The sequence below is a fragment of the Streptomyces fildesensis genome, assembly GCF_016107395.1.
Taxonomy (GTDB): domain Bacteria; phylum Actinomycetota; class Actinomycetes; order Streptomycetales; family Streptomycetaceae; genus Actinacidiphila; species Actinacidiphila fildesensis.
This window is the reverse complement of the sequence record NZ_JAAIKO010000004.1, coordinates 196,482-218,913: the sequence shown is the minus strand read 5'-3', so window position 1 is coordinate 218,913 and position 22,432 is coordinate 196,482. Positions and strand designations below refer to the sequence as shown.

Here is a 22,432-nt window from a genome sequence, read left to right as displayed (position 1 = left end):
TGTTTCGGTTGCCGACGACCCTTCCGAAGTTACGGATCACCCGGGGTCCCGGACCATGCCGGTTCCCGGCGTCTTGGGGGTGGGGAAAACCCGAGGCCGGAGCTGGTGCAGACCCTGATCCCGGCCCGCGCAGCGTGCGAGGATGGCGGTCAGTCTTCATTAAGGAGTGGCCTACCGTGCCTGGCACGAACCTCACCCGCGAGGAGGCGCAGCAGCGTGCTCGCCTTCTCACCGTGGACGCGTACGAGATCGACCTCGACCTGAGCGGCGCGCAGGACGGGGGCACCTTCCGCTCGGTGACCACGGTGCGTTTCGATGCCGCGACGGCGGGTTCCTCATTCATCGACCTGGTCGCCCCGACCCTGCACGAAGTGGTGCTGAACGGCACCGCGCTCGACCCGGCGGAGGTGTTCGCGGACTCGCGCATCGCCCTGCCGTCGCTGCCGGCCGGCCGTAACGAGCTGCGGGTCTTCGCGGACTGCGCCTACACCAACACCGGTGAGGGCCTGCACCGTTTCGTCGACCCGGTCGACAAGCAGGCATACCTGTACACCCAGTTCGAGGTGCCGGACGCGCGCCGCGTCTTCGCCAGCTTCGAGCAGCCCGACCTCAAGGGCACCTTCCGGTTCACGGTGAAGGCCCCGGCGGGCTGGACGGTCATCTCCAACTCCCCGACGCCCAAGGCCGAGGACGTCAAGGACAACGTCTGGCGCTTCGAGCCGACGCCGCGCATCTCCTCGTACATCACCGCGCTGATCGCCGGCCCGTACACGGCCGTGCACAGCACGTGGGAGGGCGAGGGCCGCAGCGTCCCGCTGGCGATCTACTGCCGCCCGTCGCTGGCCGAGTTCCTGGACGCGGACGCGATCTTCGAGGTCACGCGGCAGGGCTTCGACTGGTTCGAGGAGAAGTTCGACTTCCCGTACCCGTTCGCCAAGTACGACCAGCTCTTCGTACCGGAGTTCAACGCCGGCGCGATGGAGAACGCGGGCGCGGTCACCATCCGTGACCAGTACGTCTTCCGTTCCAAGGTGACGGACGCGGCGTACGAGACGCGCGCCGAGACCATCCTGCACGAGCTGGCCCACATGTGGTTCGGCGACCTGGTCACCATGGAGTGGTGGAACGACCTCTGGCTGAACGAGTCGTTCGCCACGTACACCTCGATCGCCTGCCAGGCGTACGCGCCGGGCAGCAAGTTCCCGCAGTCGTGGACCACGTTCGCCAACTCCATGAAGACCTGGGCGTACCGGCAGGACCAGCTGCCGTCCACCCACCCGATCATGGCGGAGATCAACGACCTCGACGACGTCCTGGTCAACTTCGACGGCATCACGTACGCCAAGGGCGCCTCGGTGCTCAAGCAGCTCGTCGCCTACGTCGGCATGGACGAGTTCTTCGCCGGCGTGCAGGCGTACTTCAAGCAGCACGCCTGGGGCAACACCCAGCTGTCCGACCTGCTCGGCGCGCTGGAGAAGACCTCCGGCCGCGACCTGAAGAGCTGGTCGAAGGCGTGGCTCGAGACCGCGGGCATCAACATCCTGCGCCCGGAGATCACCCTCGCCGAGGACGGCACGATCACGTCCTTCGCGGTCCGCCAGGAGGCCCCGGCACTGCCGGCCGGCGCCAAGGGCGAGGCCGTGTTGCGGCCGCACCGCATCGCCGTCGGCTGCTACGACCTCCAGGACGGCAAGCTGGTCCGCACCAGCCGTATCGAGCTGGACGTCGACGGCGAGCTGACCGAGGTGCCGTTCCCGCAGAACACCGCGCGCCCCGCGGTGATCCTGCTCAACGACGACGACCTGACGTACGCCAAGGTCCGCCTCGACGACGAGTCCCTCGCCGTCGTCCGCGACCACCTCGGCGACTTCACCGAGTCCCTCCCCCGTGCCCTGATCTGGTCCGCGGCCTGGGACATGACGCGTGACGGCGAGCTCGCCACCCGCGACTACCTGGAACTGGTGCTCTCCGGCATCACCAAGGAGTCGGACATCGGCGTCGTCCAGTCGCTGCACCGCCAGCTCAAGCTCGCGCTCGACCTGTACGCGGACCCGGCCTGGCGCGACACCGGCCTGGCCCGCTGGACGGAGGCCGCGCTGGAGCAGCTGCGCGCCGCCGCCCCCGGCAGCGACCACCAGCTCGCGTGGGCCCGCGCCTTCTCGGCGACCGCCCGCACCCCGGAGCAGCTCGGGCTGCTCGCCGGGCTGCTGGACGGCACGCAGGTCATCGACGGCCTGGCCGTCGACACCGAGCTGCGCTGGTCCCTGCTGCACCGGCTCGTGGCGACCGGTCAGGCGGACGAGGCGGCCATCGCGGCGGAGCTCGCCCTCGACCCGACCTCGGCCGGCGAGGAGCACGCGGCCGGCGCCCGCGCCGCCCGTCCGACCGCCGACGCCAAGGCCGCGGTCTGGGCCGCGGTCGTCGAGGACGACAAGCTCGCGAACTCCCTGCAGGAGTCCGCGATCGGCGGCTTCGTCCAGACCGACCAGCGTGAGCTCCTCGCGCCCTACACCGAGCGGTACTTCAGCGCGGTCAAGGGCGTCTGGGACTCGCGCAGCCACGAGATCGCCCAGCAGATCGTGATCGGTCTCTACCCGGCCCTCCAGGTCTCCCAGGACACCCTGGACGCCACCGACGCCTGGCTCGCCTCGGCGACCCCGGTGCCGGCCCTGCGCCGGCTCGTCATCGAGTCCCGCTCGGGTGTGGAACGCGCCCTGAAGGCCCAGGCGGCGGACGCGGCGGCGGCCACCGCGTAGTACCGGCTCCGCGTGAGGCCCCGGACCCCAGGTCCGGGGCCTCACGCGTGTCCTGAGTGACGCAGAACACATCCATTTCTGGTATGTTCAATTTTGGTTGTACCACATATGGACCTATTGATCAGGTGGCCGCAATGGACAACTTCATCGGCCGGGAGCCGGAGCTCGCCGCGCTGAACCGCATGCTGCGGCGCGTCGCGGACGGCGGGCGGACCGGGCGGCCGGGCAAGGCGATGCTGATCCGCGGCCGCCGCCGGGTGGGGAAGTCACGGCTGGTCGAGGAGTTCATCGAGCGCTCCGGGCTGCCGAGCGTCTTCTTCACCGCCTCGCAGCAGTCCAACCCGGAGGCGGACCTGCGGATGTTCGTCGAGACCGCCGCGGCATCCGACCTGCCCGGCGCCGCCACCCTGATCGGCCAGTCGCCCAGGGACTGGGACGCCGCCCTGCGCCTGCTGGTCGCCGCCCTGCCCGACGACCGGCCGAGCGCCGTCGTCCTCGACGAGATGCCGTACCTGATAAAGAACGACGCCGGCTTCGAGGGCACCCTCCAGAAGCTCTTCGACCGGGAACTGTCCAGGAAGCCGGTGCTGCTGCTCTGCGTCGGCTCCGATCTGGCGATGATGGAGCGGCTCAACGACTACGACCGCCCGTTCCACCAGCGCGGCACCGAGATGGTGGTTCCCGCGCTGAGCCCCGCCGACGTGGCCGAGATGCTGCAGCTGCCGCCCGCCGACGCCTTCGACGCCTTCCTCGTCTCCGGCGGGCTGCCGCTCGTCCTGGAGGAGTGGCCCCGGGGCGCGGGGGTCTTCGACTACCTCGCCGAGGTCGTCGAGGACCCGACGTCGGCGCTGCTGGTGAGCGGGGAGCGGTCGCTGGCCGCCGAGTTCCCGGCCGACGCACAGGCGCGATTGGTCCTGGGGGCCATCGGTTCGGGTGAGCGGACCCGCACCCTGATCGGCCGGGCGGCCGGCGACCTCCCCCCCACCAGTCTCAACCGTTCGCTCCAACTGCTCACCGCCAAGCGGGTGGTGGAGGCCATCACCCCGCTGTCGACCCGCCCCTCCAAGGAGACCCGCTACTACGTCGCCGACCCGCACCTGCGCTTCTGGCTCGCTCTGCTCGGACCGTACATGTCCGAGATCGAACGCGGCCGGGGCGATCTGACGTTCGCGCGCATCCTGCAGACGTGGACCTCGTGGCGCGGGCGGGCGATCGAACCCGTGGTGCGTGACGCCCTCTTCCGCATGCGGGTGGGCGGCGTGCCGGACGACACCGGCGCGGTCGGCGGCTACTGGACCCGCAACAACGATCCCGAGATCGACATCGTCGCGGCCGACCGGGGGCCGATCGCCAAGCGCATCACGGCTGTCGGCTCGGTCAAGTGGCTGGAGAAACGGCCCTTCGACGCGCACGACCTCGCGAAGCTGATCGTCCATCGCTCCCGGCTGCCCGGCGCGGACACCTCGACGCCGCTGATCGCGGTGGCGCGCAGCGGCGTGTCGGTGGACGGCGTCCAGGCCGTGGTGCCCGAGGAACTGATCACCGCCTGGCGGTGACCGGACCGGAGGCGCCGAGCGCGACACCGGCCAGGATCAGCGCCATGCAGAGGATCTGCAGCGGGCCGGTGCGTTCGCCGAGCAGGGCGAACGAGAGCAGTGCGACGCAGACGGGCTGCAGGTAGTAGACGATTCCCGCGCGGGCCGGGCCGATGAGCGCGATGGCCTTGTTCCAGGCGAAGAAGGCGACAGCCGAGGAACACACCCCGACGTAGAGCAGCGGCCCCACCGTCCCGGTGGAGAGCGCGAAGCCGCCCTGCGTCACGAGACTGACGACGTACACCGGCGCCAGGAGCGTCGCCCCGAGCGCGAAGGTGGCCAACAGGAACGGCAGTTGGCCGATCCGGGCCGGCTTGCGGCGCAGCAGCGCGCTGTACCCGGCGAACGACAGGGCGGCGGCGAGCATCCACAGATCGCCGGTGGTGAAGTCGAGGCGGAGCAGCGCCGCCGGGGAGCCCTTGCACAGCAGCGTGAGCACACCCACGAGCGCGATCACCAGCCCCACGGCCCGCCGTCCGCCGATCCGCTGCCGGGCGAAGACGGCGATCAGCACCGGCGCGGCCGCCATGATCATGCCCATGTTGCTCGCGGAGGTGGTGACCCCGGCCTGGTTGACCAGCGTGTTGTACACGGTGATGCCGAGCAGTGCGGCGAGCGCGACGTACCCGAAGTGACGTCTCAGCAGCGCCCGTTCCCGCCACGCCTGCCGCACCGCGAACGGCGCGACCGCGACCAGCGCGATCACCCACCGCCAGAACGCCGCCTGCACGGGCGGCACACTGTCGTGCAGCGCCCGGGAGACGACGAAGCTCCCGGACCAGACGACGGCCGCGAGGAGGAGCCCGGATCCGGATCCGGATCCGGATCCGACTGGGGTGCGGGTCGGGCGGGTGGCGCTCGTGCGGGAGTGGTCCAGGACGGTCACGTGGCTCCTTCGGTGGGCGGTGTCCCCACTGTCACCCCGGCCAACCGATCAGGTCCATCGAATGTTTCTGACGAATACGTTCAGTAGACCTAAACAATGCACCACTCCCCCTCCGGTGCCATCCTGGAAGAGGACGCGGAGGTCGTGATGGGAATCTATGGCGAACAGGTCGTGCCGCGGATCATCAACTTCGCGTGCGGGATGAAGGTGGCCGTGCCGCTGCGACAGCGGGTCTGCGAGGGCCTGGAGGGCGAAGTCATAGAGATCGGATTCGGCACGGGGCACAACGTTCCCTACTACCCGGCGACCGTCACCGGCGTGACCGCGATCGAGCCCTCCGACGTCGGCTGGCGGCTCGCCGCGGACCGGGTCAGGGCGGCAACGGTCCCGGTACGCCGCGCCGGCCTGGACGGCCAGTCCCTGCCCTTCGCCGACGACAGCTTCGACGCCGCCCTCTCCACCTGGACCCTGTGCACCATCCCCGACGCCGACGCCGCCCTGCGCGAGGTCCGCCGCGTCCTCAAGCCCGGCGGAACCCTGCACTTCGTCGAACACGGGCTGGCTCCGGAGACGGACGAGAACGTCCGCCGCTGGCAACGCCGCCTGGAGCCGATGAACAAACGCCTCCTCGGCGGCTGCCACCTCACCCGCCCGACCGTCGAGATGCTGACGACCGCCGGTTTCACCATCAGAGAAGTCGACACCTTCTACGAAGAAGGCGCCCCCAAACCCATGGGCGCCGCCGCACTGGGTGTGGCGGTGGCGCCGTAGCGGGCGCGGCCTGCGGCAACGGGTTCGACCTCTTGCGGTCATGTGGTGGCTGGGGCCAGAGCAGTACGGAGTGGTTTTCTGCGTCGCTTCGCGCCTTGACCGGGCGGAGGGGGAGGCCCCGGCGCTGCGCGCCTGCCAGTGAGTCCGACCCGCTGCGCGGCCCGGCGTCGCGCAGGGAATCCGGTCCGCTGCGCTCCCCGGCGCGAAGTGAGGCCGGTCCGCTTCGCTCTCCGGGCGGGGCACGCTCCCGCGCCCGGTGGGTGGGGGCGTACCCCCTGGCCGCCCGCAAAGGATCAGTCCGTGTGGGCGGAGTTCCGCCATCTTGAGTTCTGGCCGTCGTTAGTGATCCACGTCTGTCGGTAGACCGCCCCACACGTCCCGTTGGACATCACTCGTCACACCCGCCCCACATTCCGGCTTGGAGAGCGGTTCAAGCTCCGCCCCTGCCCAAGAGCACCACCCGCAGGGCACCCCGGCCCCAACTACCCCACCACCCGGCAAGGGGAGCGCAGCGGACCGCCCCCACTCCGCTCCGGGGCGCGCAGCGAACCCGGCCCCACTGGCAGGCGCGCAGCGCCGGGGCCCTCCCCTCCGCCCGGTCAAGGCGCGAAGCGACGCAGAAGGGCACTTCGCACTGCTCTGACCCCAGCCACCAGGTTCACCGCAGGATGTCGAACGCTCCGGCCCTGACATCCCGCAGGAACGCGCGGAGCGCGGCAGGGGTTGTGGTGACGATGACGCCGGGATCGTCGCTCTCCCGGAGGAGGACCGCGCCGGCTAGGGACGCGAGCTCGACGCAGCTGTTGCCCTCATCGGCGCCGGAGAAGGACGACTTCTGCCAGGCGAGCTGGTCGATCATGAGGACCCCTCAGGTGAGCAGGAGATCGTCGAAGGCCCCATCCTTGAGCGCGTCGAGGAAGGCGCCGACGGCCGCCGGGTTGGTGGTGACGATGACCCGGGGATCGTCGCTTTCACGAAGGAGGACCGCGCCGGCTAGGGGCGCTAGCTCTACGCAGTTGTTGCCTTCGTCGGCACCGGAGAAGGACGACTTCCGCCAGGCTGGCTGGGCTACCACAGGGATCCCCTCACATCTCTTGGACGATTGCGCGGATTCTCTGCCTCGACAACTCCGTGCTGAGTGCGGCTTGTTCCATGGCGGCGAGCAACGCTCGATACTTGGCCAGCTGTGCCTCAGCGTCAAGAAACCCGCTGCCGATGACGGCATCAACCTGCACTGTGTCCATCTGCGGGATCGGGCCGCACGCGTAGAACATCGACTGTGCGGATCCACTGAGTTCGTCAGCATCGAAGGGGATGAGGCGGACGGTGATGTTCGAGCGCTCAGCCATCTCGGCGAGGTAGCTGAGCTGGGCGCGCATGATCTCGCGGCTCCCGTAGCGGATGCGGAGGGCTGCTTCATGAATGATCAGCTCGAACTCCTTGAGCGCGGCCTGATCGAGGACTTCTCGCCGTCGCATACGAAAATCCACGCGTAGGTCGATTTCGGCGGGAGGGAGTTCCGCCACGCCACCGGCGAACACCGCCCGAGCATAGGCCTCGGTCTGCAGCAGGCCTGGCATGTAGAGCATTTGAACCGTGTGCATACGCGTCGCGTGATGTTCCAGTTCGGCCAGATCGAGGAACCCGGCGGCCAGGGAGTCCCGGTACTCCTCCCACCAACCCTTCCCGCGCTCCTCCGCCATCGCCACCAGCGCTTCGACCAGAGCCTGATCCGTAGCCGAGTAGTGCGCGGCGAGCTGGCGGACTCGGGTGCCGCTGACGCCGTAGCGGCCCGACTCGATGTGGCTGATCTGGATCTGGTTGCCGCCGAGGGTGGAACCCGCCTCGCGGCCCGTCATACCGGCGCGCTCGCGGAGCTTGCGGAGCTCCGCGCCCAGGCGCTGCTGGCGGGCGGTGGGGAAGCTCCTCGGTGGCATCGCTGACCCTTCCGGTCCGATCAGTGCGGAGTGCAGCGTAACTCTGTCACGGGCGCACTCGTGGGGGCGAAATTCACGTACCAGACTTGTGCCGTAACGAAGTTGGGCCCTACCGTCGGTAACGACCCCCCCCCCCCCCACTTCAGGGAGTTGAAGGCTCTCAGCTGCCCAGTCGAACCCGACGCCACGGGAGACCCTCATGATCGCTGCACTCGCCCCCAAGGCTGACCCCGGCTGGAGTTACTCCCTCCAGTTACCGAACAACCTGCGCTGCGCGGGCGTTGCCCGCGTCGCTCTGCGGGCGATGCTCGCCGCCCATGGGCGGCCGGAGCTGACCGAAGTCGCCGAGCTGCTGGCGTCCGAGCTCGTCGGGAACGCGCTCGAGTACTCCGACGGAGTCGTGACGTTGCGCGTGCACTGGCGGGAAGAGACGCTGCGGCTCGCCGTATTCGACGACTCGGCCGAGCCACCGGTGTACGAGGCGGTGGACCCGGCCGAGTCGGAGAGAGGGCGAGGGATGCATCTGGTGCGGGAGCTGGCGGAGGACTGGGGGTACTACCTGGTCGGCGAGGAGATCCTCGGTGTCTCCGGGAAGCTGGTCTGGTGCGACATCGGCACGGAGACCAGCACCGGCACCGACGCCGGCACCGGCGCCACCCGCCGCTGGTAGTGCAACTGTCCCAGCAGCGTTCCGGTGAACGCGATGGCCATGCCGAGGAGTTGGACGGGAGTCAGGGACTGGTCCAGGATCGCCCAGCCGATGGCGGCGGCGGAGAGCGGGCTCAGGAAGCCGAGGAGGGAGACCGAGGTTGCGGGGAGGCGGCCGATGCCGCGGAACCAGAGCCAGTACGCGGCGGCGGTGTTGGCGACGGCCAGGTACGCGTAGCCGGTGACGGCGCGGGCGTCGAGGGCGGGCGGGAGGCCCTCGACGAGGAGGGCGACCGGGGCGATCAGCAGGCCGCCGGCGGTGAGTTGCCAGCCGGTGAAGGCGAGCGGGCCGACGCCTTCCGGGCGTCCCCAGCGCTTGGTCAGGACGGTCCCGGCCGACATGCTCGCGGAGCCGGCGACGCCGGCGAGCAGGCCGAGGGCGTCGAATCCGGCACCGGCCCGCAGGACGACGAGGCTGACGCCGACCGCCCCGATGACCGCGGCCGTGAGCGTACGGGCGCTGGGGCGTTCGCTGAGCAGGGCCGCCGCGAGGCCTGCCACGAACAGCGGGCCCACCGAGCCGACGACGGAGGCGACGCCGCCGGGCAGCCGGTAGGCGGCGAGGAACAGCAGCGGGAAGAAGGCGCCGATGTTGAGGGTGCCGAGCACCGCCGACTTCCACCACCAGGCCCCGCGCGGCAGCGCCCGGGTGGCGGCGAGCAGTACGAGCCCGGCGGGCAGCGCCCGCATCAGCCCGGCGAACAGCGGGCGGTCCGGCGGAAGGAGCTGGGTGGTGACCGCGTAGGTGGAGCCCCAGGCCAGCGGGGCGAGGGCGGTGAGGGCGATGGTGGAGAGACGGGACATCTGCGGACTCCTCACAGGAACAGCGGTCACAGCGGTCACAAGGGCAGGGGCCGCGAGAACGAAAGCCGGGCGACGACCAGGCGATGAAGCGGTCACGCGGTCAGGCGAGCGAGCGGACGAGCGGGAGGGCGGGCGAGCGGGCGACCGGACCGTCAGCCGAACAGGCGATCTGACGGCCGGGCCATCAGGCGAGCGGGCCATCAGGCGAACCCGCAGCGATCAGGCGGCCGGCACAAGGTCCGGCTTCGGGGAGGCGGCCACCGGGCGCGGGGCCGCCGGGTGGACAGCGTCCGATGCCAGGTGCGGCTCCAGCCGCACCAGGAGGAGCGCCGCGCCGAGCGTGGTGCCGATGAGCAGCAGCCACGGGAGCCGGCCGTCGACGGCCATCAGGCCGGTGAAGAGCGACGGGGCGATGGCCCGCACCAGCTGCCAGGAGAACTGGTAGGCGGCCATGTACCGGCCGCGTACCGCGTCCGGGGCGGCGGCGATGGCCAGGGCGCCGGCCGACGGGTTGTGCACCATCTCGCCAATGGTGTGCACCGTGATGATCACGGCGAGACCGGCGCCGATCGCCCAGCCGGCCTGCGGGCGCACCGTGCCGAGCACGATCTGTCCGGCGAAGGCCACCGCGAAGAGCACCGCGCCGAGCGCCGCGGACCGGTTGCGGCGGGCGCCGCGGCGGCGGACGAAGGACGCGACCAGGACGCCGCCCGCGGCGCACAGCACGGTGTTGACGGTGAAGGCGGCGCCGGTCAGGGACTCGGGGCCGTGCAGCCAGGTGGAGATGTAGAGCGGGTACAGGACGGGCAGCGCGGTGTAGCCCAGGGCGATGAGGAAGTTGGCCGCGGTCAGACCGAGGAACGGGCGGTCACGGAGCACCAGCCGGTAGCCGGCCTTCTGACGGGCGACGGCGGCCGCGTCCCTGACCACCATGACCGGGCGAACCCGCCACATCAGCAGCGCCGAGAGGATGAAGCTGGCCGCGTTGAGCCAGGCCGCCGCGGTGAAGCCGGCGTCGCCGCCGAAGCCGACGACGAGCGAGGCGAGCAGCGCGCCGGCGCCCATCCCGCCGTTGCTCAGCGCCCGGGAGGCGGCCTGCAGCCGGTCCCGGTCGGCGCCGCGGGCGATCTCGCCGAGGAAGGACTGCTGGACGGCGGGGAAGGCGCCGTCGCCGATGATCGTGACCAGGGCGACGACGGCGAAGGCGGGCACCGACTGCGCGAACGGGTAGAGCGCGAAGCCCAGCCCCCGCACCCCGAAGAGCACCAGCTGGACGCGGCGCGCCCCGAAGCGGTCGACGGCGGTGCCGGCCAGCGGCAGCGTGGTGAGCCCGATGAGCCCGGCCACCGTGAGCACCGCGCCGACGGCGGCGAACGACAGGCCCGTGACGTGGTGGAAGAAGATCAGGGTGAAGGGGAGGTACATCCCGGAGCCGACCGCGTTGACGGTCATCGCGGCGAGCATGGACCGCTCGCCGGGTATCCGTGAAGTGCGTGTTCGCGAGGTGCTGGCCATGTCCGCTCCTGGGATCGTCGCCCGAAGTAGCTCGGTGATAAGTAGCTTACTCCTAAGCGACTTACCGTCAAGCTACTTTCTTGCCAGCGACTGTTCTTCGTCCGATACTGATGTGTATGACCACCCCGGCCCCGGACTCCCCGGACCTCCCCGACGCCCCGGACCCCGCGAACGCCCCGGATCCGGATCCCCTGGACAGGATCACCGCGCAGTGGAACGAGGTCCGCCCCGACCTCGACACCGTGCCGATGGCGATCTTCGGCCGCATCTACCGCATCGCGCGGGCGGTCGGCGACCGGATGGAGAAGGAGTACGGGCGCTTCGGCATCAGCCGCGGCGAGTTCGACGTACTGGCGACGCTGCGCAGGGCCGGTGAGCCGCACACCCTGTCACCGCGCGAGCTCTCCTCGACGCTGCTGCTCACCACCGGCGGCATGACGGGACGGCTGGACAAGCTGGAGCGCGCCGGCCTCGTCGAGCGCAGCCCGGACCCGCACGACCGGCGCGGCCTGCGGGTCACCCTCACCGAACGCGGCCTCACGCTGCTGCACGAGGCGGTGGGCGCCGGGCTCGCCGTGCAGAAGGCGGCTCTCGGCGCGATGGACGACGAGCAGGCGGCGCAGCTCTCCGGTCTGCTGCGGCAGCTGCTCAGCTCGTCGGAACAGCACTGAGCCCCCTGCCGCGCATGCGGTCAGGGGGCCAGCAGGAGAAAGGCGTCAGCCGCGCTCTTGCTGCTGCTTACGGGTCTTGTCGGTCGCCATCACCACGCCGGCGATGATCGCGAACAGCGCGATCGGCGCGAGCACGAAGAGGCCGAGGGTCTGTACGACACTCAGGCCGGAACCCGGGTCGTCGCCGTCGTCGCGGGAGACCGCGAACGCGGGGGACGACATCAGCAGCATCAGCGTCGTCCCGGCGGTGATGACCCCGGCGCGCACGGCCTTCTTGTTGAGCTTCTTGTCCACGCCCTCAATGTAGTGAACGACCTCCGGGCCCGCACGCCCGGGGTGTCCTTATGGGGGTCCTTGCCCATGTCTTTACGCGCCCATGTCCCTGCGACCTGCGGCAACGGCAGACAGCGTTACTCAGGGCCGGTCTCCGGACCGGCCGCCAGCGCGGCCCGTACCTCGTCCAGCAGCGCGTGCAGCCGCGGCGATCCGGCCAGCTGCTCCAGCGTGACCGGCCGGCCCGCGACGTCGGCCACCGGCAGCCGCCAGTTCGGGTACTGGTCCCAGGTGCCCGGCAGGTTCTGCGGGCGGCGGTCGCCGACCGCGTCCGGCAGCCAGACGCCGACCATCGCCGCCGGGGTGCGCGCCAGGAACCGGTGGACGGCCTTGACGACGGCCTCCTCGTCGGCCGCCCCCTCCGGCAGCAGCCCCAGCCGGCCGAGCAGCGCGATCCACTCCGCGACCTCCGCCGCGTCCTCCGCCTGCTCCTCGGCCAGCGGCCGGGTCAGCAGCCCCAGCCGGTAGCGCAGCTCGACGTGCTCGCCCGTCAGCCGGGCGGCCGTGCTGGGCAGATCGTGCGTGGTGACGGTGGCCAGACAGGCCGGCCGCCACGCCTCCGGCGCCAGCGGCTTGCCGTCCCCGTCGTGGTTCCGCTCGAACCACAGCACCGACGTGCCGAGGATGCCGCGGTCGGACAGCTCCTCCCTGACCCCGTTCTCCACCGTCCCCAGGTCCTCGCCGATCACCACCGCGCCCGCCCGGTGCGCCTCCAGGGCGAGCACTCCGAGCATCGCCTCCGCGTCGTACCGGACATAGGCGCCCTCGGTCGGCGGCCGGCCCTCCGGCACCCACCACAGCCGGAACAACCCCATCACATGGTCGATCCGCAGCGCCCCCGCATGCCGCAGCAGCCGGCTCAGCAGATCCCGGTACGGGGTGTACCCGGTGGCCGCCAGCGCGTCCGGCCGCCAGGGCGGCAGGCCCCAGTCCTGGCCGCGCGAGTTGAACGCGTCCGGCGGTGCGCCCACCGACATGCCCCGCGCCAGCGCGTCCTGCATCGCCCATGCGTCCGAACCCGACGGATGCACCCCGACGGCCAGGTCGTGCACGATCCCGATCGGCATCCCGGCGGCGCGCGCCGCCGCCTGTGCCGCGCCCAGCTGATCATCCGTCAGCCAGGTGAGCCAGCAGTAGAAGTCCACCCGGTCGAGCAGCTCGCTGCGTGCCCGCGCGACCTGCGGGGACCGCGGATCGCGCAGCCCGGCGGGCCACGCGTGCCAGTCCGGACCGTGCACCTCCGCGAGCGCGCACCAGGTGGCGTGATCGTCCAGCGACTGTCCCTGCTCGGCCAGGAAGTCGGCGTACCCGGCCCGGCGCCCCGGCTGCAGCGGCACCTTCCGCACCAGCCCCAGCGCCTCCAGCTTCAGCTCCCACACCGCGTCCCGGTCGATCAGCGCGTCCTTGTACAGCACGCCCGCCCGCAGCGCCGCCGCCCGGCCGGCCAGCTCCACGGCCTGCACCCGGTCGTCCGGCGCCAGATACGCGTACTCCGGGATGTCCTCGACCCGCAGATACACCGGATCGGGGAACCGCCGGGACGACGGACGGTACGGCGAGGGATCCGTCGGCCGCCCCGGCACCGCGATGTGCAGCGGATTGATCTGCAGGAACCCGGCCCCCAGCGCCCGCCCCGACCAGGCCGCCAGATCCGCGAGATCGCCGAGATCGCCCATCCCCCAGGAGCGCTCCGACAGCGTCGAGTAGAGCTGCGCCATGAAGCCGAACGTGCGCCCCGGCGGACCCGGCAGCCGCTCGGGCGCGATCACCAGATCGGCCCGCGCCGTCCGCCCGTCCAGCGCGGTCGCCCGCACCACGTGCCGGCCGAGCGGAATCCGCTCCCAGTCACCGGCGTCGAACACCTCGCCCGACTCCGCCTCGATCAGCACCCGGGTCCCCTCGGGGAGCCCGAGCGGCAGCGGCCGGCCGGTCCGCACCACCGTGCACGGAGGCAGCAGCCGCTGCCGGTCGCGGTGCTCGTACGCGGCCAGCGCGTCCCGCACCGCCTGCGGCGTCGAGGCGTCCACCCCCAGCGCGGCCAGCACGGCCACCACCGTCTCCTCCGGCACCCGGACCTCCCGGTCGGGCCCAGGGCGGTACGTCGTGTCCACGCCGTGCAGCGCGGCCAGCCGCTCCCGGTCCATCGGGCCTCCAAGATCACAGTGCGGGGTGGGGGTCACCCCAGCCTTACCCCACCGGACACCCCGTCAGACGCCGCCACCCCGCCCGGCAGCGCTACCAAACCACCGGCCGCCGCTCCCGCCACGGCGCCGCCGCCTCCACCTGGGCCGCGAGCGCCAGCAGCGGGCCCTCCGCACCGTGCGCCGCGCCGAGCATCATCCCGACCGGCAGCCCGCCGTCCGTCCACTCCACCGGCAGCGAGACCGCCGGCAGCCCCGCGATGTTCCACGCGCCCGTGAACGGCGTGAACGCGTACTGCGCCGCGAAATCCGCCGCCGGATCCGCGTCGTCGCGCAACGCCCCCACCGGCTGCGGCAACTGGGCCAGCGTCGGCGTCAGCACCGCGTCGAACGGCGCCACCGCCGCCGCGAACTTCCGCCCCACCGCCTGCATCGCCCCCAGCGCCGTCGCGAACCGCTCCCCCGAAGCCATCCGGCCGCGCTCCCGCAGCCACCGCGTCAACGGCATCAACTCGCCCTCCCGCTCCGCGGGAACCGGCGCCAGCAGCGCCATCACCTCCCACACCGGATCGAACGACCCGTGGTCCCCGGGCCCGAGCGGCTGCTCGACGTCCACCACCTCGTGGCCCAGCCCCGCCAGCAGCGCCGACGTCCGCTCGTACGCCGCCAGCACCACCGGATCCACCGGCACATCGACATCGGGCCGCGCCCACCGCCCGATCCGCAACCGCCGCGGCTCCCGCTCGCACCACTCCAGGAACGACGTCCCCGACGCCGCCAGCGGCACCGGATCCCCGGGCACCGGCCCCGCCATCACATCCAGCAGCGCCGCGGTGTCCCGCACGTTCCGCGCGATCGGCCCCGTCTCCGCCAGCCCCGTCACATCCCCGTACGGCGCCGGGCTCACCCGCCCCCGGCTCGGCTTCAGCCCCACCACCCCGCAGCAGCTCGCCGGGATGCGGATCGACCCCCCGCCGTCGCTCCCGTGCGCGGCGGGCGCCAGCCCGGCGGCCACGGCGGCCGCCGCTCCCCCGCTCGACCCGCCGGCCATCAGCGCCGTGTCGTACGGGCTCCTCGCCGGAGGGGCCACCCGGCCCTCGGTGTACGCCGGCAGCCCGAACTCGGGCGTGTTCGTCTTCCCGAGCAGCACGGTCCCGGCGGCCCGCAGCAGATCCCCGACGTGCGTCCCCGACTCGGCGACCTGGTCCGCGAACACCGCCGACCCCGCCGTCCACCGCACCCCCGCCACCGGCGTCAGATCCTTCACCGGCACCGGTACCCCCAACAACGGCGGCAGCACCCCACCCTCCGCCAACCGCCGCTCCGCCCGCCGCGCGTCCTCGAGCGCACGCTCGGGCGTCACGGTCACATACGCCCCGACGGCATCGTTCAGCCGGTCGATCCGCCCGAGGTAATGCCGCGCCAACTCCGTTGGCGAGAGAATCCTGTCCCGGACCGCGGCGGCCTGCTGCAGCATCGTCAACTCATGAGGTTCGCCCATCCGGGCAGGTTAGTTCGGTACCGGCGGAAGCACGGGTACGCCGGCCCGTGCGAGCCGCTTCCGCCTACGGCGGGCTGTTCCACCCACCCGCCCTCTTCGCCTCACGGCGGGGCTCAGCCGCCCCGGGACGGCCGTTGCGCCACGCACCCGGCGGGGGTGCGGGTACGCGGGCGCCAGCGGCACCGTTGCGCCTGCGGCGGGCTGTTCCCCACCCACCCGCCCCGTCTACGCCTACCGGCGGTGCCGAAGGGCGGCGCCCGCGTACTCCGGACCACGCAGGTCAGCGAGCCGGTGGGCCGACGGGCTGGGGGGCGACCGGAGGGGCAGTGGCCGGCGCTTTACGCCTACCGGCGGGGTGGGGCGGCGCCCGCGTGGAGGTGCCCGCCTCCGTCGTGGTGCGGCGCGGCGCGGCCCCGGTCGTGCCGGTGCGCGTGTCCGTGCCGCCGGGTTCCGCGCCGGGCGGGTACTCCATCCCGGTGCGTTTCACGGTGGACGGCCGTTCGGCCGAGCAGTGGATCACCGTACGGGCCCGCCCGCGGACCGGCGGCCCGGACCTGGTCAGGGGCGCGCGGGCGATGTCCTCCGGGGACGAGACCCCGGACTTCCCGGCCGCGGCGATCGCCGACGGCGACCCGGAAACCCGCTGGTCATCGCCGGTGCAGGACGATGCCTGGGTCCAGCTGGAGCTGACCGCGCCGGCCCGGGTGGGCCGGGTGGTGCTGCACTGGCAGGACGCGTACGCCGCCCGCTACGAGGTGCGGACCTCGGCCGATGGGGTGACATGGCACACCGCGGCGACCGTGCGCGACGGCAAAGGCGGTACCGAGTCGGTCCGCCTGGACGACGCGTCCGCCCCCTGGGCGGGGGCGAAGTTCCTGCGGGTCCACGGCGTGCAGCGCGCGACGAAGTACAGCTACAGCCCGTTCGGGGTGGAGGCCTACGCCGTCCTGCCGTGACCAGCCCACGCGAGACGGGCGCCCGACGACCGGGGGCCGACGACCACGACGCAGCAAGGTGCCGGCCGGGCCGAGCCCGGTCGGCACCACCACCACCGAAACAACCAGCCTCGCATCCGCCTCCGCAGACACGAAAGCCCGGATATCAGGCGGAGATGCCGTCAATCCGGGCCAGGGCGTCGTCCGCGCCGAATGGTTGCAGGTACGGCAGCCAGCGCGGGTCTCTGTGTCCCGTTCCGATGATCCGCCAGGCCAGGCCCGCCGGTGGTGCGGGTGTATGGCGCAGCCGCCACCCCAGCTCCGCGACATGGCGGTCCGCCTTGACGTGGTTGCAGCGTCTGCACGCGGCGACGACGTTCTCCCAGGCGTGCTGACCGCCGCGGCTGCGCGGGATGACGTGGTCGACGCTGGTTGCGGCGGCTCCGCAGTACGCGCACTTGCCGCCGTCGCGGGCGAAGAGTGCCCTACGGGTCAGCGGGACGGTGCCTCGAAAGGGGACTCGCACAAATTTGGTGAGTTTGACGACACTGGGCGCCGGAAGAGCGCAGGACTCGCTGTGCAGATAGGCGCCGGTTTCCTCGAGGCACACGGCCTTCTTGTTCAGTACGAGGACAAGCGCACGGCGGAGCGGTACGACGCCGAGCGGCTCGTACGACGCGTTGAGGACCAGGACATGCGGCACGGGTGCCTCCTTATACGCCGGCGGCGCGTGGCTCGCGCCGGGACGATCTGCCCTCAGTCTCTCCGGAAGCCGGGTGGCGGCGCCACCATGACCAGGTAACGGACTCAGGGTGTTTTCGACCACACTCCTTTACTTCCCCACCTTTCGGGCTGTTGGCCCTCGAACATGGCAACGAGGCATATCCGTTAGCCCGTTAGTGTGGAGGGTCTGTCCCACAACGGAGGTTTTCCACCGTGTCCACCCCCGCACCGTCCCCGAGTGCTCCTGCAACCAGCTTCGACGACGCCCAGAAATCCGCGACCGAGGCCGCGGGCTGGGTCGAGGCCAACTGGGCGGACTGGCTCGGCGCGGGCCTGAGAATTCTGCTGATCATCGTCATCGCGCTGGTGCTGCGCGGTCTGGTCCGGCGGACCATCAGCAAGCTGATCGACCGCATGAACCGGGGCGTGGAAGTCGCGCAGGGCACCACCCTGGGCGGGCTGCTGGTCGTCAACGCGGAGCGGCGCAAGCAGCGCAGCGAGGCCATCGGGTCGGTGCTGCGCAGCATCGCCTCGTTCACCATCCTGGGCACCGCGGCGCTGACCGTGCTGTCGGTGCTGCAGATCAACCTGGCGCCGCTGCTGGCGAGCGCCGGGGTCGCGGGTGTCGCGATCGGTTTCGGTGCCAGGAACCTGGTGACGGACTTCCTGTCCGGCGTTTTCATGATCCTTGAGGACCAGTACGGCGTGGGTGACGTCATCGACGCCGGGGTGGCCAGCGGCACGGTGATCGAGGTCGGGCTGCGGGTGACGAAGCTGCGCGGCGACAACGGTGAGATCTGGTACGTCCGCAACGGCGAGGTCAAGCGGATCGGCAACCTGAGCCAGGGCTGGGCGACGGCCGTGGTGGATGTGCAGGTCGGCTACGCGCAGGATCTGGACCGGGCACGCGCGGTGATCGAGGCCGCCGCCGAGGACATGGCGAAGACCGATCCGTGGGACGAGGCGCTGTGGGAGCCGGTGCAGGTGCTGGGCCTGGAGTCGGTGAGCGCGGACTCGGTGGTGATCCAGGCGCAGGCCAGGACGATGCCGGGCAAGGCCACGGCGGTCGCGCGGGAGCTTCGCTGGCGGATCAAGCGGGCCTTCGACGAGGCGGGCATCACGATCGTCGGCGGGACCCCGACCGCGGCCGTGGACGACACGGGTGTGCCGGCCGACCCGATGGTGGCGGTGGCGGCCCCTTCGGCGCACTCCAACCCGGATTCACCGCAGGCGCTGGCGGCCCGCCCGGTGCCCTCACAGGGGGCGGAAGGCGCCAAGTAGCCAGGCGCCCCTTGGGTCTCCTCCTTTCGGCGGTCTTGACAACTGCCGCCTCCGGCCTCTGGCGCACTGCGCCGGAGGCCGCTTTCATGGAGGTAACGCTTTGGTCGACCTGTGGCCGAGCCCCCTTGACGCTCCGCCGAAAGCGGGCCTACCTTTCGTTTCACCAATAGGAAAGTTTCCTAACAGTGAACTGAGGGAGGATGGCGCGCATGGCTGGCACCCCTGGAACCCCGCGCGTACTGCGCGCCATGAACGACCGCGCGGCGCTCGATCTCCTGCTGGAGCACGGGCCCCTGTCGCGAACCCGGATCGGTAAGCTCACCGGCCTCTCCAAGCCGACCGCCTCCCAGCTGCTGGCGCGGCTCGAAGCGGCCGGACTGGTACTGGCGACCGGCACCACGGCCGGCCGGCCCGGGCCCAACGCCCAGCTGTACTCGGTGAACCCGGCCGCGGCGCATGTCGCGGGGCTGGACGTGACACCGATACGGATCAAGGCAGCCGTCGCGGACATCACCGGCCGTACCGTCGGCGAGTTCGAGCTGCCGACCCCGGGCCGCCGCGCGCAGGGCACCGTCGAGCAGGTCGTACAGGCGGTGGACGAGGCGGCCAAGGCCGCCGGGCTGAACCGCTCGGACCTGCACCGGGTCGTGATCGGCACGCCCGGCGCCTTCGACCCGAGCACCGGCCGGCTGCGCTACGCCAGCCATCTCCCGGGCTGGCACTCCACCACGCTGCTCGACGAACTGGCCGCCGCGCTCGCCGTACCGCTGGAGTACGACAACGACGTGAATCTCGCCGCGGTCGCCGAGCAGCGGGTCGGCGCCGCCCGTGACCACGAGGACTTCGTCCTGCTGTGGAACGAGGAGGGCATCGGCGCCGCCATCGTCATCGGCGGCCGGCTGCACCGCGGCTGGACCGGCGGCGCCGGCGAGGTCGGCTTCCTGCCGGTGCCGGGCACGCCCCTCGTACGGCACGTGACCAAGGCCAACAACGGCGGCTTCCAGGAACTGGCCGGCTGCGACGCGGTAGTGCGCGTCGCGCGGGAACTCGGCCTCACCCCGGTCAGCGGGGCCCCGCTCGCGGATCTGGCCGCCACGCTGCTCGCCGAGGCGGTGCGGTCCGCGGAGACGGCCGAACGCGACGGCACCCCGGACACCGGGCCGCACGCCGAGCTGCTGGCGCGGATCGCCACCGGGCTGGCCACCGGCCTGGCCTCGATGGTCGCCGTCCTCGACCCGGAACTCATCGTCCTCACCGGCAGCGTGATCGTCGCCGGCGGGGAGCACCTCCGTGCCCTCATCCAGGCCGAACTGGCGGAACTCGCCGTGCCCAGGCCCCGGTTGGTGATCGGCGCGGTGCAGGAACACCCCGTCCTGTGCGGGGCGCTGCAGAGCGCCCTCGCCACCACACGCGACGAGGTGTTCGACACCTCGCGCTGACCCCCGCTCCCCCGCCGACCACCCCTCGACGCACCACACCCCGCACCCACACACCACAGCGTCACCGTTCCGGACCGGCCCCGACAGCCGGCCCGTTGGCTTCGCACACCCTTCGCCCGCCCGTCAACGACCCCTCTCATCCCCCGGAGGAAGCGCAGTGTCCCGTACCAAGAAGGTGGCCGCCGCCGTCGCGGCCACGGCCGCGATAACGCTGTTCGCGAGCGCCTGTACCAGCCAGAGCACCACCCAGGCGAACGATGACGCCACCAAGGACGTCACCATCACCTTCTGGCACGGGTGGACCGCTCCCAACGAGCTCAAGGCGATCAACGACAACGTCGCCCGCTTCGAGAAGGCGCACCCGAACATCCACGTCAAGGTGCAGGCCAACATCACCGACGACAAGATCAACCAGGCGGTGCGGGCCGGCGGCGCCACCGCCCCCGACGTCGTGTCGTCCTTCACCACCGACAACGTCGGCAAGTTCTGCTCCTCGGGCGCGTTCGCCGACCTGGCGCCGTTCCTGAAGAAGGACAACATCGACCCGGCGAAGGTCTTCCCGAAGCCGATGCTCGAGTACACCCAGTTCCAGGGCAAGCGCTGCACGCTGCCGCTGCTCGGCGACGTCTACGCCCTCTACTACAGCCAGAAGGCCTTCAGGGAGGCCGGCATCGCCGGCCCGCCGAAGACCCTGTCGGAGTTCAAGGCCGACGCGGTGAAGCTGACGAAGTCCAGCGGTGCCTCGTACTCCCAGCTGGGCTTCATGCCCAACTTCCACGGCTACGAGTCCACTCCCGGCCACTTCGCCGCCCAGTGGGGCGCCAAGTACTTCGACGCCAGTGGCAAGGCCCAGCTCGCCAAGGACAAGGGCTTCGCGGAGATGCTCACCTGGCAGCGGGACATGGTGAAGTCCCTCGGCGGCTTCGACAAGCTGGAGAAGTACCGCAACACCTTCGGTGACGAGTTCGGCGCCAAGAACCCGCTGCACACCGGCCAGGTCGCGATGGGCATCGACGGCGAGTGGCGGCTGGGCATGGCCAAGGAAGCCAACGCGACCTCCGACCTCGCCGTGGCGCCGTTCCCGGTCCCGGACGACCAGGCCGACACCTACGGCCGCGGCTACCTCTCCGGCACCATCGTCGGCGTCGCCAACACCAGCTCGAAGAAGAACGCCTCGTGGGAGCTGGTCAAGTTCATGACCACCGACACCCAGGCCGTCGTGTCGTTCGCCAACGCCATCCACAACGTGCCGTCGACGTTCGAGGCGCAGAAGTCCCCCGAGCTGACCGGTGTCCCGAAGGTCTTCCTCGACATCGCCCAGAACCAGTACAGCAACACCACCCCGGCCAGCCTCAACGGCGGCGCCTACCAGGTGACGCTGCAGGACTTCGGATACGCCTTCGAGTCCGGTAAGAAGACGGATGTCCAGGCCGGTCTGCAGGGTGTCGACGCTCAGGTCGACAAGGACATCGCGCAGGCCAAGTGATGACAACCATCCATCCCCTGCTCAAGGCGAAGCGCAGGAAATCGACCCTCCGCACCCTCGGCTTCCTCTCGCCGTGGCTGATCGGCTTCACCGTCTTCTTCGTCTACCCGCTGCTGTCGACCGTCTACTTCTCCTTCATGCAGTACGACGGGTTCAACCCCCCGACGTTCGCGGGATTCAAGAACTGGTCGTACGTCTTCAACGACTACCCCCTGTTCTGGCCGTCGCTGCGGAACACCCTGTGGCTGGTCATCGTCATGGTGACGCTGCGAGTGGTCTTCGGACTCGGCATCGGTCTGCTGATCACCAAGATCAAGACCGGCGCGGGCTTCTTCCGCACGGCGTTCTACCTGCCCTACCTGGCCCCGCCGGTCGCCGCCACCATGGCGTTCGTCTTCCTGCTCAACCCGGGCACCGGACCGGTCAACCACATCCTGGACTCGGTGGGCATCCCGACCACGGGCTGGTTCACCGATCCGGCGTGGTCCAAGCCGGCGCTGACCATCCTGGCCGTGTGGGGCATCGGTGACCTCATGGTCATCTTCATGGCCGCGCTGCTCGACGTACCGAAGGACCAGTACGAGGCGGCCGAGCTGGACGGCGCGGGCGCGTGGGCTCGGTTCCGCTTCGTCACGTTGCCCAACATCTCGCCGATCATCATGTTCGCGGTGGTCACCGGCGTCATCCAGACCATGCAGTACTACACACAGCCACTGGTCGCGGGGAAGATCGCGTCCGGCATCATCGGCAACTCGGGCCAGCAGCTCGAGCCCGGTTACCCGGACAAGTCGACCCTGACCCTGCCCCAGCTCGTGTACAACCTGGGCTTCCAGCGCTTCGACTACGGCTCCGCCTGCGTGATCGCGCTGGTGCTCTTCGTCCTGGCGATGGCGTTCACGGCGCTGCTCATGCGACGCCGCAACGGCTTCCTGTCGGCGGAGGACTGATCA

Annotated in this window: 20 protein-coding genes; 10 read left to right on the top strand and 10 right to left on the bottom strand. The window is 71.1% G+C overall.

Annotated elements, in window-relative coordinates:
* The first annotated feature begins 176 nt into the window (after positions 1–176).
* Entirely contained in the window at positions 177–2,756 is a 2,580-nt protein-coding gene (pepN, locus tag C6N31_RS08930) for an aminopeptidase N (protein WP_138357658.1), read from the top strand.
* Positions 2,757–2,890: 134 nt separating this feature from the next.
* Positions 2,891–4,312, top strand: a complete 1,422-nt coding sequence (locus C6N31_RS08925) for an ATP-binding protein (RefSeq protein ID WP_138357659.1) — start codon at positions 2,891–2,893, stop codon at positions 4,310–4,312.
* On the opposite strand, the gene C6N31_RS08920 is transcribed toward C6N31_RS08925, so the two are convergent.
* Complete coding sequence (locus tag C6N31_RS08920) at positions 4,296–5,237, bottom strand: DMT family transporter (protein ID WP_198357355.1); 942 nt, start codon at positions 5,235–5,237, stop codon at positions 4,296–4,298. The two genes, C6N31_RS08925 and C6N31_RS08920, sit on opposite strands and share 17 nt — an antisense overlap.
* Positions 5,238–5,333: 96 nt before the next feature.
* Between C6N31_RS08920 and C6N31_RS08915 the strand changes: the two genes are divergently transcribed.
* A complete protein-coding gene (locus tag C6N31_RS08915; protein ID WP_203218435.1) occupies positions 5,334–6,008 on the top strand; it encodes a class I SAM-dependent methyltransferase in 675 nt (224 codons plus the stop codon).
* Positions 6,009–6,666: 658 nt separating this feature from the next.
* On the opposite strand, the gene C6N31_RS08910 is transcribed toward C6N31_RS08915, so the two are convergent.
* The 3 genes from C6N31_RS08910 to C6N31_RS08900 are packed head-to-tail and all read right to left on the bottom strand — an operon-like array spanning position 6,667 to position 7,945.
* Positions 6,667–6,867 carry a DUF397 domain-containing protein gene (locus C6N31_RS08910; protein WP_138357661.1) on the bottom strand — a complete coding sequence of 67 codons (201 nt, stop codon included), beginning with the start codon at positions 6,865–6,867 and terminating at the stop codon, positions 6,667–6,669.
* Between the two features lie 9 nt (positions 6,868–6,876).
* Positions 6,877–7,083: a DUF397 domain-containing protein gene (locus C6N31_RS45880; RefSeq protein ID WP_187144880.1), complete on the bottom strand. Its 207-nt coding sequence runs from the start codon at positions 7,081–7,083 to the stop codon at positions 6,877–6,879.
* A gap of 10 nt (positions 7,084–7,093) precedes the next feature.
* Complete coding sequence (locus C6N31_RS08900) at positions 7,094–7,945, bottom strand: helix-turn-helix domain-containing protein (RefSeq protein WP_187144881.1); 852 nt, start codon at positions 7,943–7,945, stop codon at positions 7,094–7,096.
* A gap of 199 nt (positions 7,946–8,144) precedes the next feature.
* Between C6N31_RS08900 and C6N31_RS08895 the strand changes: the two genes are divergently transcribed.
* A complete protein-coding gene (locus C6N31_RS08895; protein WP_198357354.1) occupies positions 8,145–8,615 on the top strand; it encodes an ATP-binding protein in 471 nt (156 codons plus the stop codon).
* Here C6N31_RS08895 and C6N31_RS08890 read toward each other — a convergent pair.
* Entirely contained in the window at positions 8,501–9,457 is a 957-nt protein-coding gene (locus C6N31_RS08890; RefSeq protein ID WP_198357353.1) for an EamA family transporter, read from the bottom strand. The two genes, C6N31_RS08895 and C6N31_RS08890, sit on opposite strands and share 115 nt — an antisense overlap.
* 219 nt (positions 9,458–9,676) lie before the next feature.
* Positions 9,677–10,972: an MFS transporter gene (locus tag C6N31_RS08885; RefSeq protein ID WP_138357665.1), complete on the bottom strand. Its 1,296-nt coding sequence runs from the start codon at positions 10,970–10,972 to the stop codon at positions 9,677–9,679.
* 116 nt (positions 10,973–11,088) lie between these two features.
* On the opposite strand from C6N31_RS08885, the gene C6N31_RS08880 reads away from it, so the two are divergent.
* Positions 11,089–11,643 carry a MarR family winged helix-turn-helix transcriptional regulator gene (locus C6N31_RS08880; protein ID WP_164295710.1) on the top strand — a complete coding sequence of 185 codons (555 nt, stop codon included), beginning with the start codon at positions 11,089–11,091 and terminating at the stop codon, positions 11,641–11,643.
* A gap of 45 nt (positions 11,644–11,688) precedes the next feature.
* On the opposite strand, the gene C6N31_RS08875 is transcribed toward C6N31_RS08880, so the two are convergent.
* The 3 genes from C6N31_RS08875 to C6N31_RS08865 form a co-directional block, all read right to left on the bottom strand.
* Positions 11,689–11,874, bottom strand: a complete 186-nt coding sequence (locus C6N31_RS08875) for a hypothetical protein (RefSeq protein WP_232485007.1) — start codon at positions 11,872–11,874, stop codon at positions 11,689–11,691.
* A gap of 179 nt (positions 11,875–12,053) precedes the next feature.
* Entirely contained in the window at positions 12,054–14,120 is a 2,067-nt protein-coding gene (gene malQ / locus C6N31_RS08870; protein ID WP_198357352.1) for a 4-alpha-glucanotransferase, read from the bottom strand.
* A 91-nt stretch (positions 14,121–14,211) separates the two neighbouring features.
* On the bottom strand, positions 14,212–15,618 hold the full coding sequence (locus tag C6N31_RS08865) for an amidase (protein ID WP_187144882.1): 1,407 nt from the start codon (positions 15,616–15,618) through the stop codon (positions 14,212–14,214).
* Between the two features lie 326 nt (positions 15,619–15,944).
* Between C6N31_RS08865 and C6N31_RS43660 the strand changes: the two genes are divergently transcribed.
* Positions 15,945–16,574: a discoidin domain-containing protein gene (locus C6N31_RS43660; protein ID WP_438817411.1), complete on the top strand. Its 630-nt coding sequence runs from the start codon at positions 15,945–15,947 to the stop codon at positions 16,572–16,574.
* 145 nt (positions 16,575–16,719) lie between these two features.
* Here the strand turns inward: C6N31_RS43660 and C6N31_RS08855 are convergent, their stop codons facing one another.
* Positions 16,720–17,256 (bottom strand): HNH endonuclease, encoded by a 537-nt coding sequence (locus C6N31_RS08855; RefSeq protein ID WP_138355113.1) that lies wholly within the window; start codon positions 17,254–17,256, stop codon positions 16,720–16,722.
* Positions 17,257–17,489: 233 nt separating this feature from the next.
* On the opposite strand from C6N31_RS08855, the gene C6N31_RS08850 reads away from it, so the two are divergent.
* From C6N31_RS08850 to C6N31_RS08835, 4 genes are all read left to right on the top strand, one after another.
* Entirely contained in the window at positions 17,490–18,557 is a 1,068-nt protein-coding gene (locus tag C6N31_RS08850) for a mechanosensitive ion channel family protein (protein WP_138355112.1), read from the top strand.
* Between the two features lie 200 nt (positions 18,558–18,757).
* Positions 18,758–19,996, top strand: coding sequence for an ROK family transcriptional regulator (locus C6N31_RS08845; protein WP_138355111.1), 1,239 nt, complete (start codon positions 18,758–18,760; stop codon positions 19,994–19,996).
* A gap of 157 nt (positions 19,997–20,153) precedes the next feature.
* Positions 20,154–21,482, top strand: a complete 1,329-nt coding sequence (locus tag C6N31_RS08840; RefSeq protein WP_138355110.1) for an extracellular solute-binding protein — start codon at positions 20,154–20,156, stop codon at positions 21,480–21,482.
* Positions 21,482–22,429 carry a carbohydrate ABC transporter permease gene (locus C6N31_RS08835; protein WP_138355109.1) on the top strand — a complete coding sequence of 316 codons (948 nt, stop codon included), beginning with the start codon at positions 21,482–21,484 and terminating at the stop codon, positions 22,427–22,429. Before C6N31_RS08840 ends, C6N31_RS08835 begins: the two co-directional genes overlap by 1 nt.
* Positions 22,430–22,432: the final 3 nt, after the last annotated feature.

Bases quoted from the DNA above. Each gene is read 5' to 3' on its own strand.
- C6N31_RS08925 (WP_138357659.1), top strand. From the start codon at position 2,891: ATGGACAACTTCATCGGCCGGGAGCCGGAGCTCGCCGCGCTGAACCGC.
- C6N31_RS08915 (WP_203218435.1), top strand. From the start codon at position 5,334: ATGCACCACTCCCCCTCCGGTGCCATCCTGGAAGAGGACGCGGAGGTC.
- C6N31_RS08910 (WP_138357661.1), bottom strand. From the start codon at position 6,867: ATGATCGACCAGCTCGCCTGGCAGAAGTCGTCCTTCTCCGGCGCCGAT.
- C6N31_RS08900 (WP_187144881.1), bottom strand. From the start codon at position 7,945: ATGCCACCGAGGAGCTTCCCCACCGCCCGCCAGCAGCGCCTGGGCGCG.
- C6N31_RS08895 (WP_198357354.1), top strand. From the start codon at position 8,145: ATGATCGCTGCACTCGCCCCCAAGGCTGACCCCGGCTGGAGTTACTCC.
- C6N31_RS08890 (WP_198357353.1), bottom strand. From the start codon at position 9,457: ATGTCCCGTCTCTCCACCATCGCCCTCACCGCCCTCGCCCCGCTGGCC.
- C6N31_RS08885 (WP_138357665.1), bottom strand. From the start codon at position 10,972: ATGGCCAGCACCTCGCGAACACGCACTTCACGGATACCCGGCGAGCGG.
- C6N31_RS08880 (WP_164295710.1), top strand. From the start codon at position 11,089: ATGACCACCCCGGCCCCGGACTCCCCGGACCTCCCCGACGCCCCGGAC.
- C6N31_RS08875 (WP_232485007.1), bottom strand. From the start codon at position 11,874: ATGCTGCTGATGTCGTCCCCCGCGTTCGCGGTCTCCCGCGACGACGGC.
- malQ (WP_198357352.1), bottom strand. From the start codon at position 14,120: ATGGACCGGGAGCGGCTGGCCGCGCTGCACGGCGTGGACACGACGTAC.
- C6N31_RS08865 (WP_187144882.1), bottom strand. From the start codon at position 15,618: ATGGGCGAACCTCATGAGTTGACGATGCTGCAGCAGGCCGCCGCGGTC.
- C6N31_RS08845 (WP_138355111.1), top strand. From the start codon at position 18,758: ATGGCGCGCATGGCTGGCACCCCTGGAACCCCGCGCGTACTGCGCGCC.
- C6N31_RS08835 (WP_138355109.1), top strand. From the start codon at position 21,482: ATGACAACCATCCATCCCCTGCTCAAGGCGAAGCGCAGGAAATCGACC.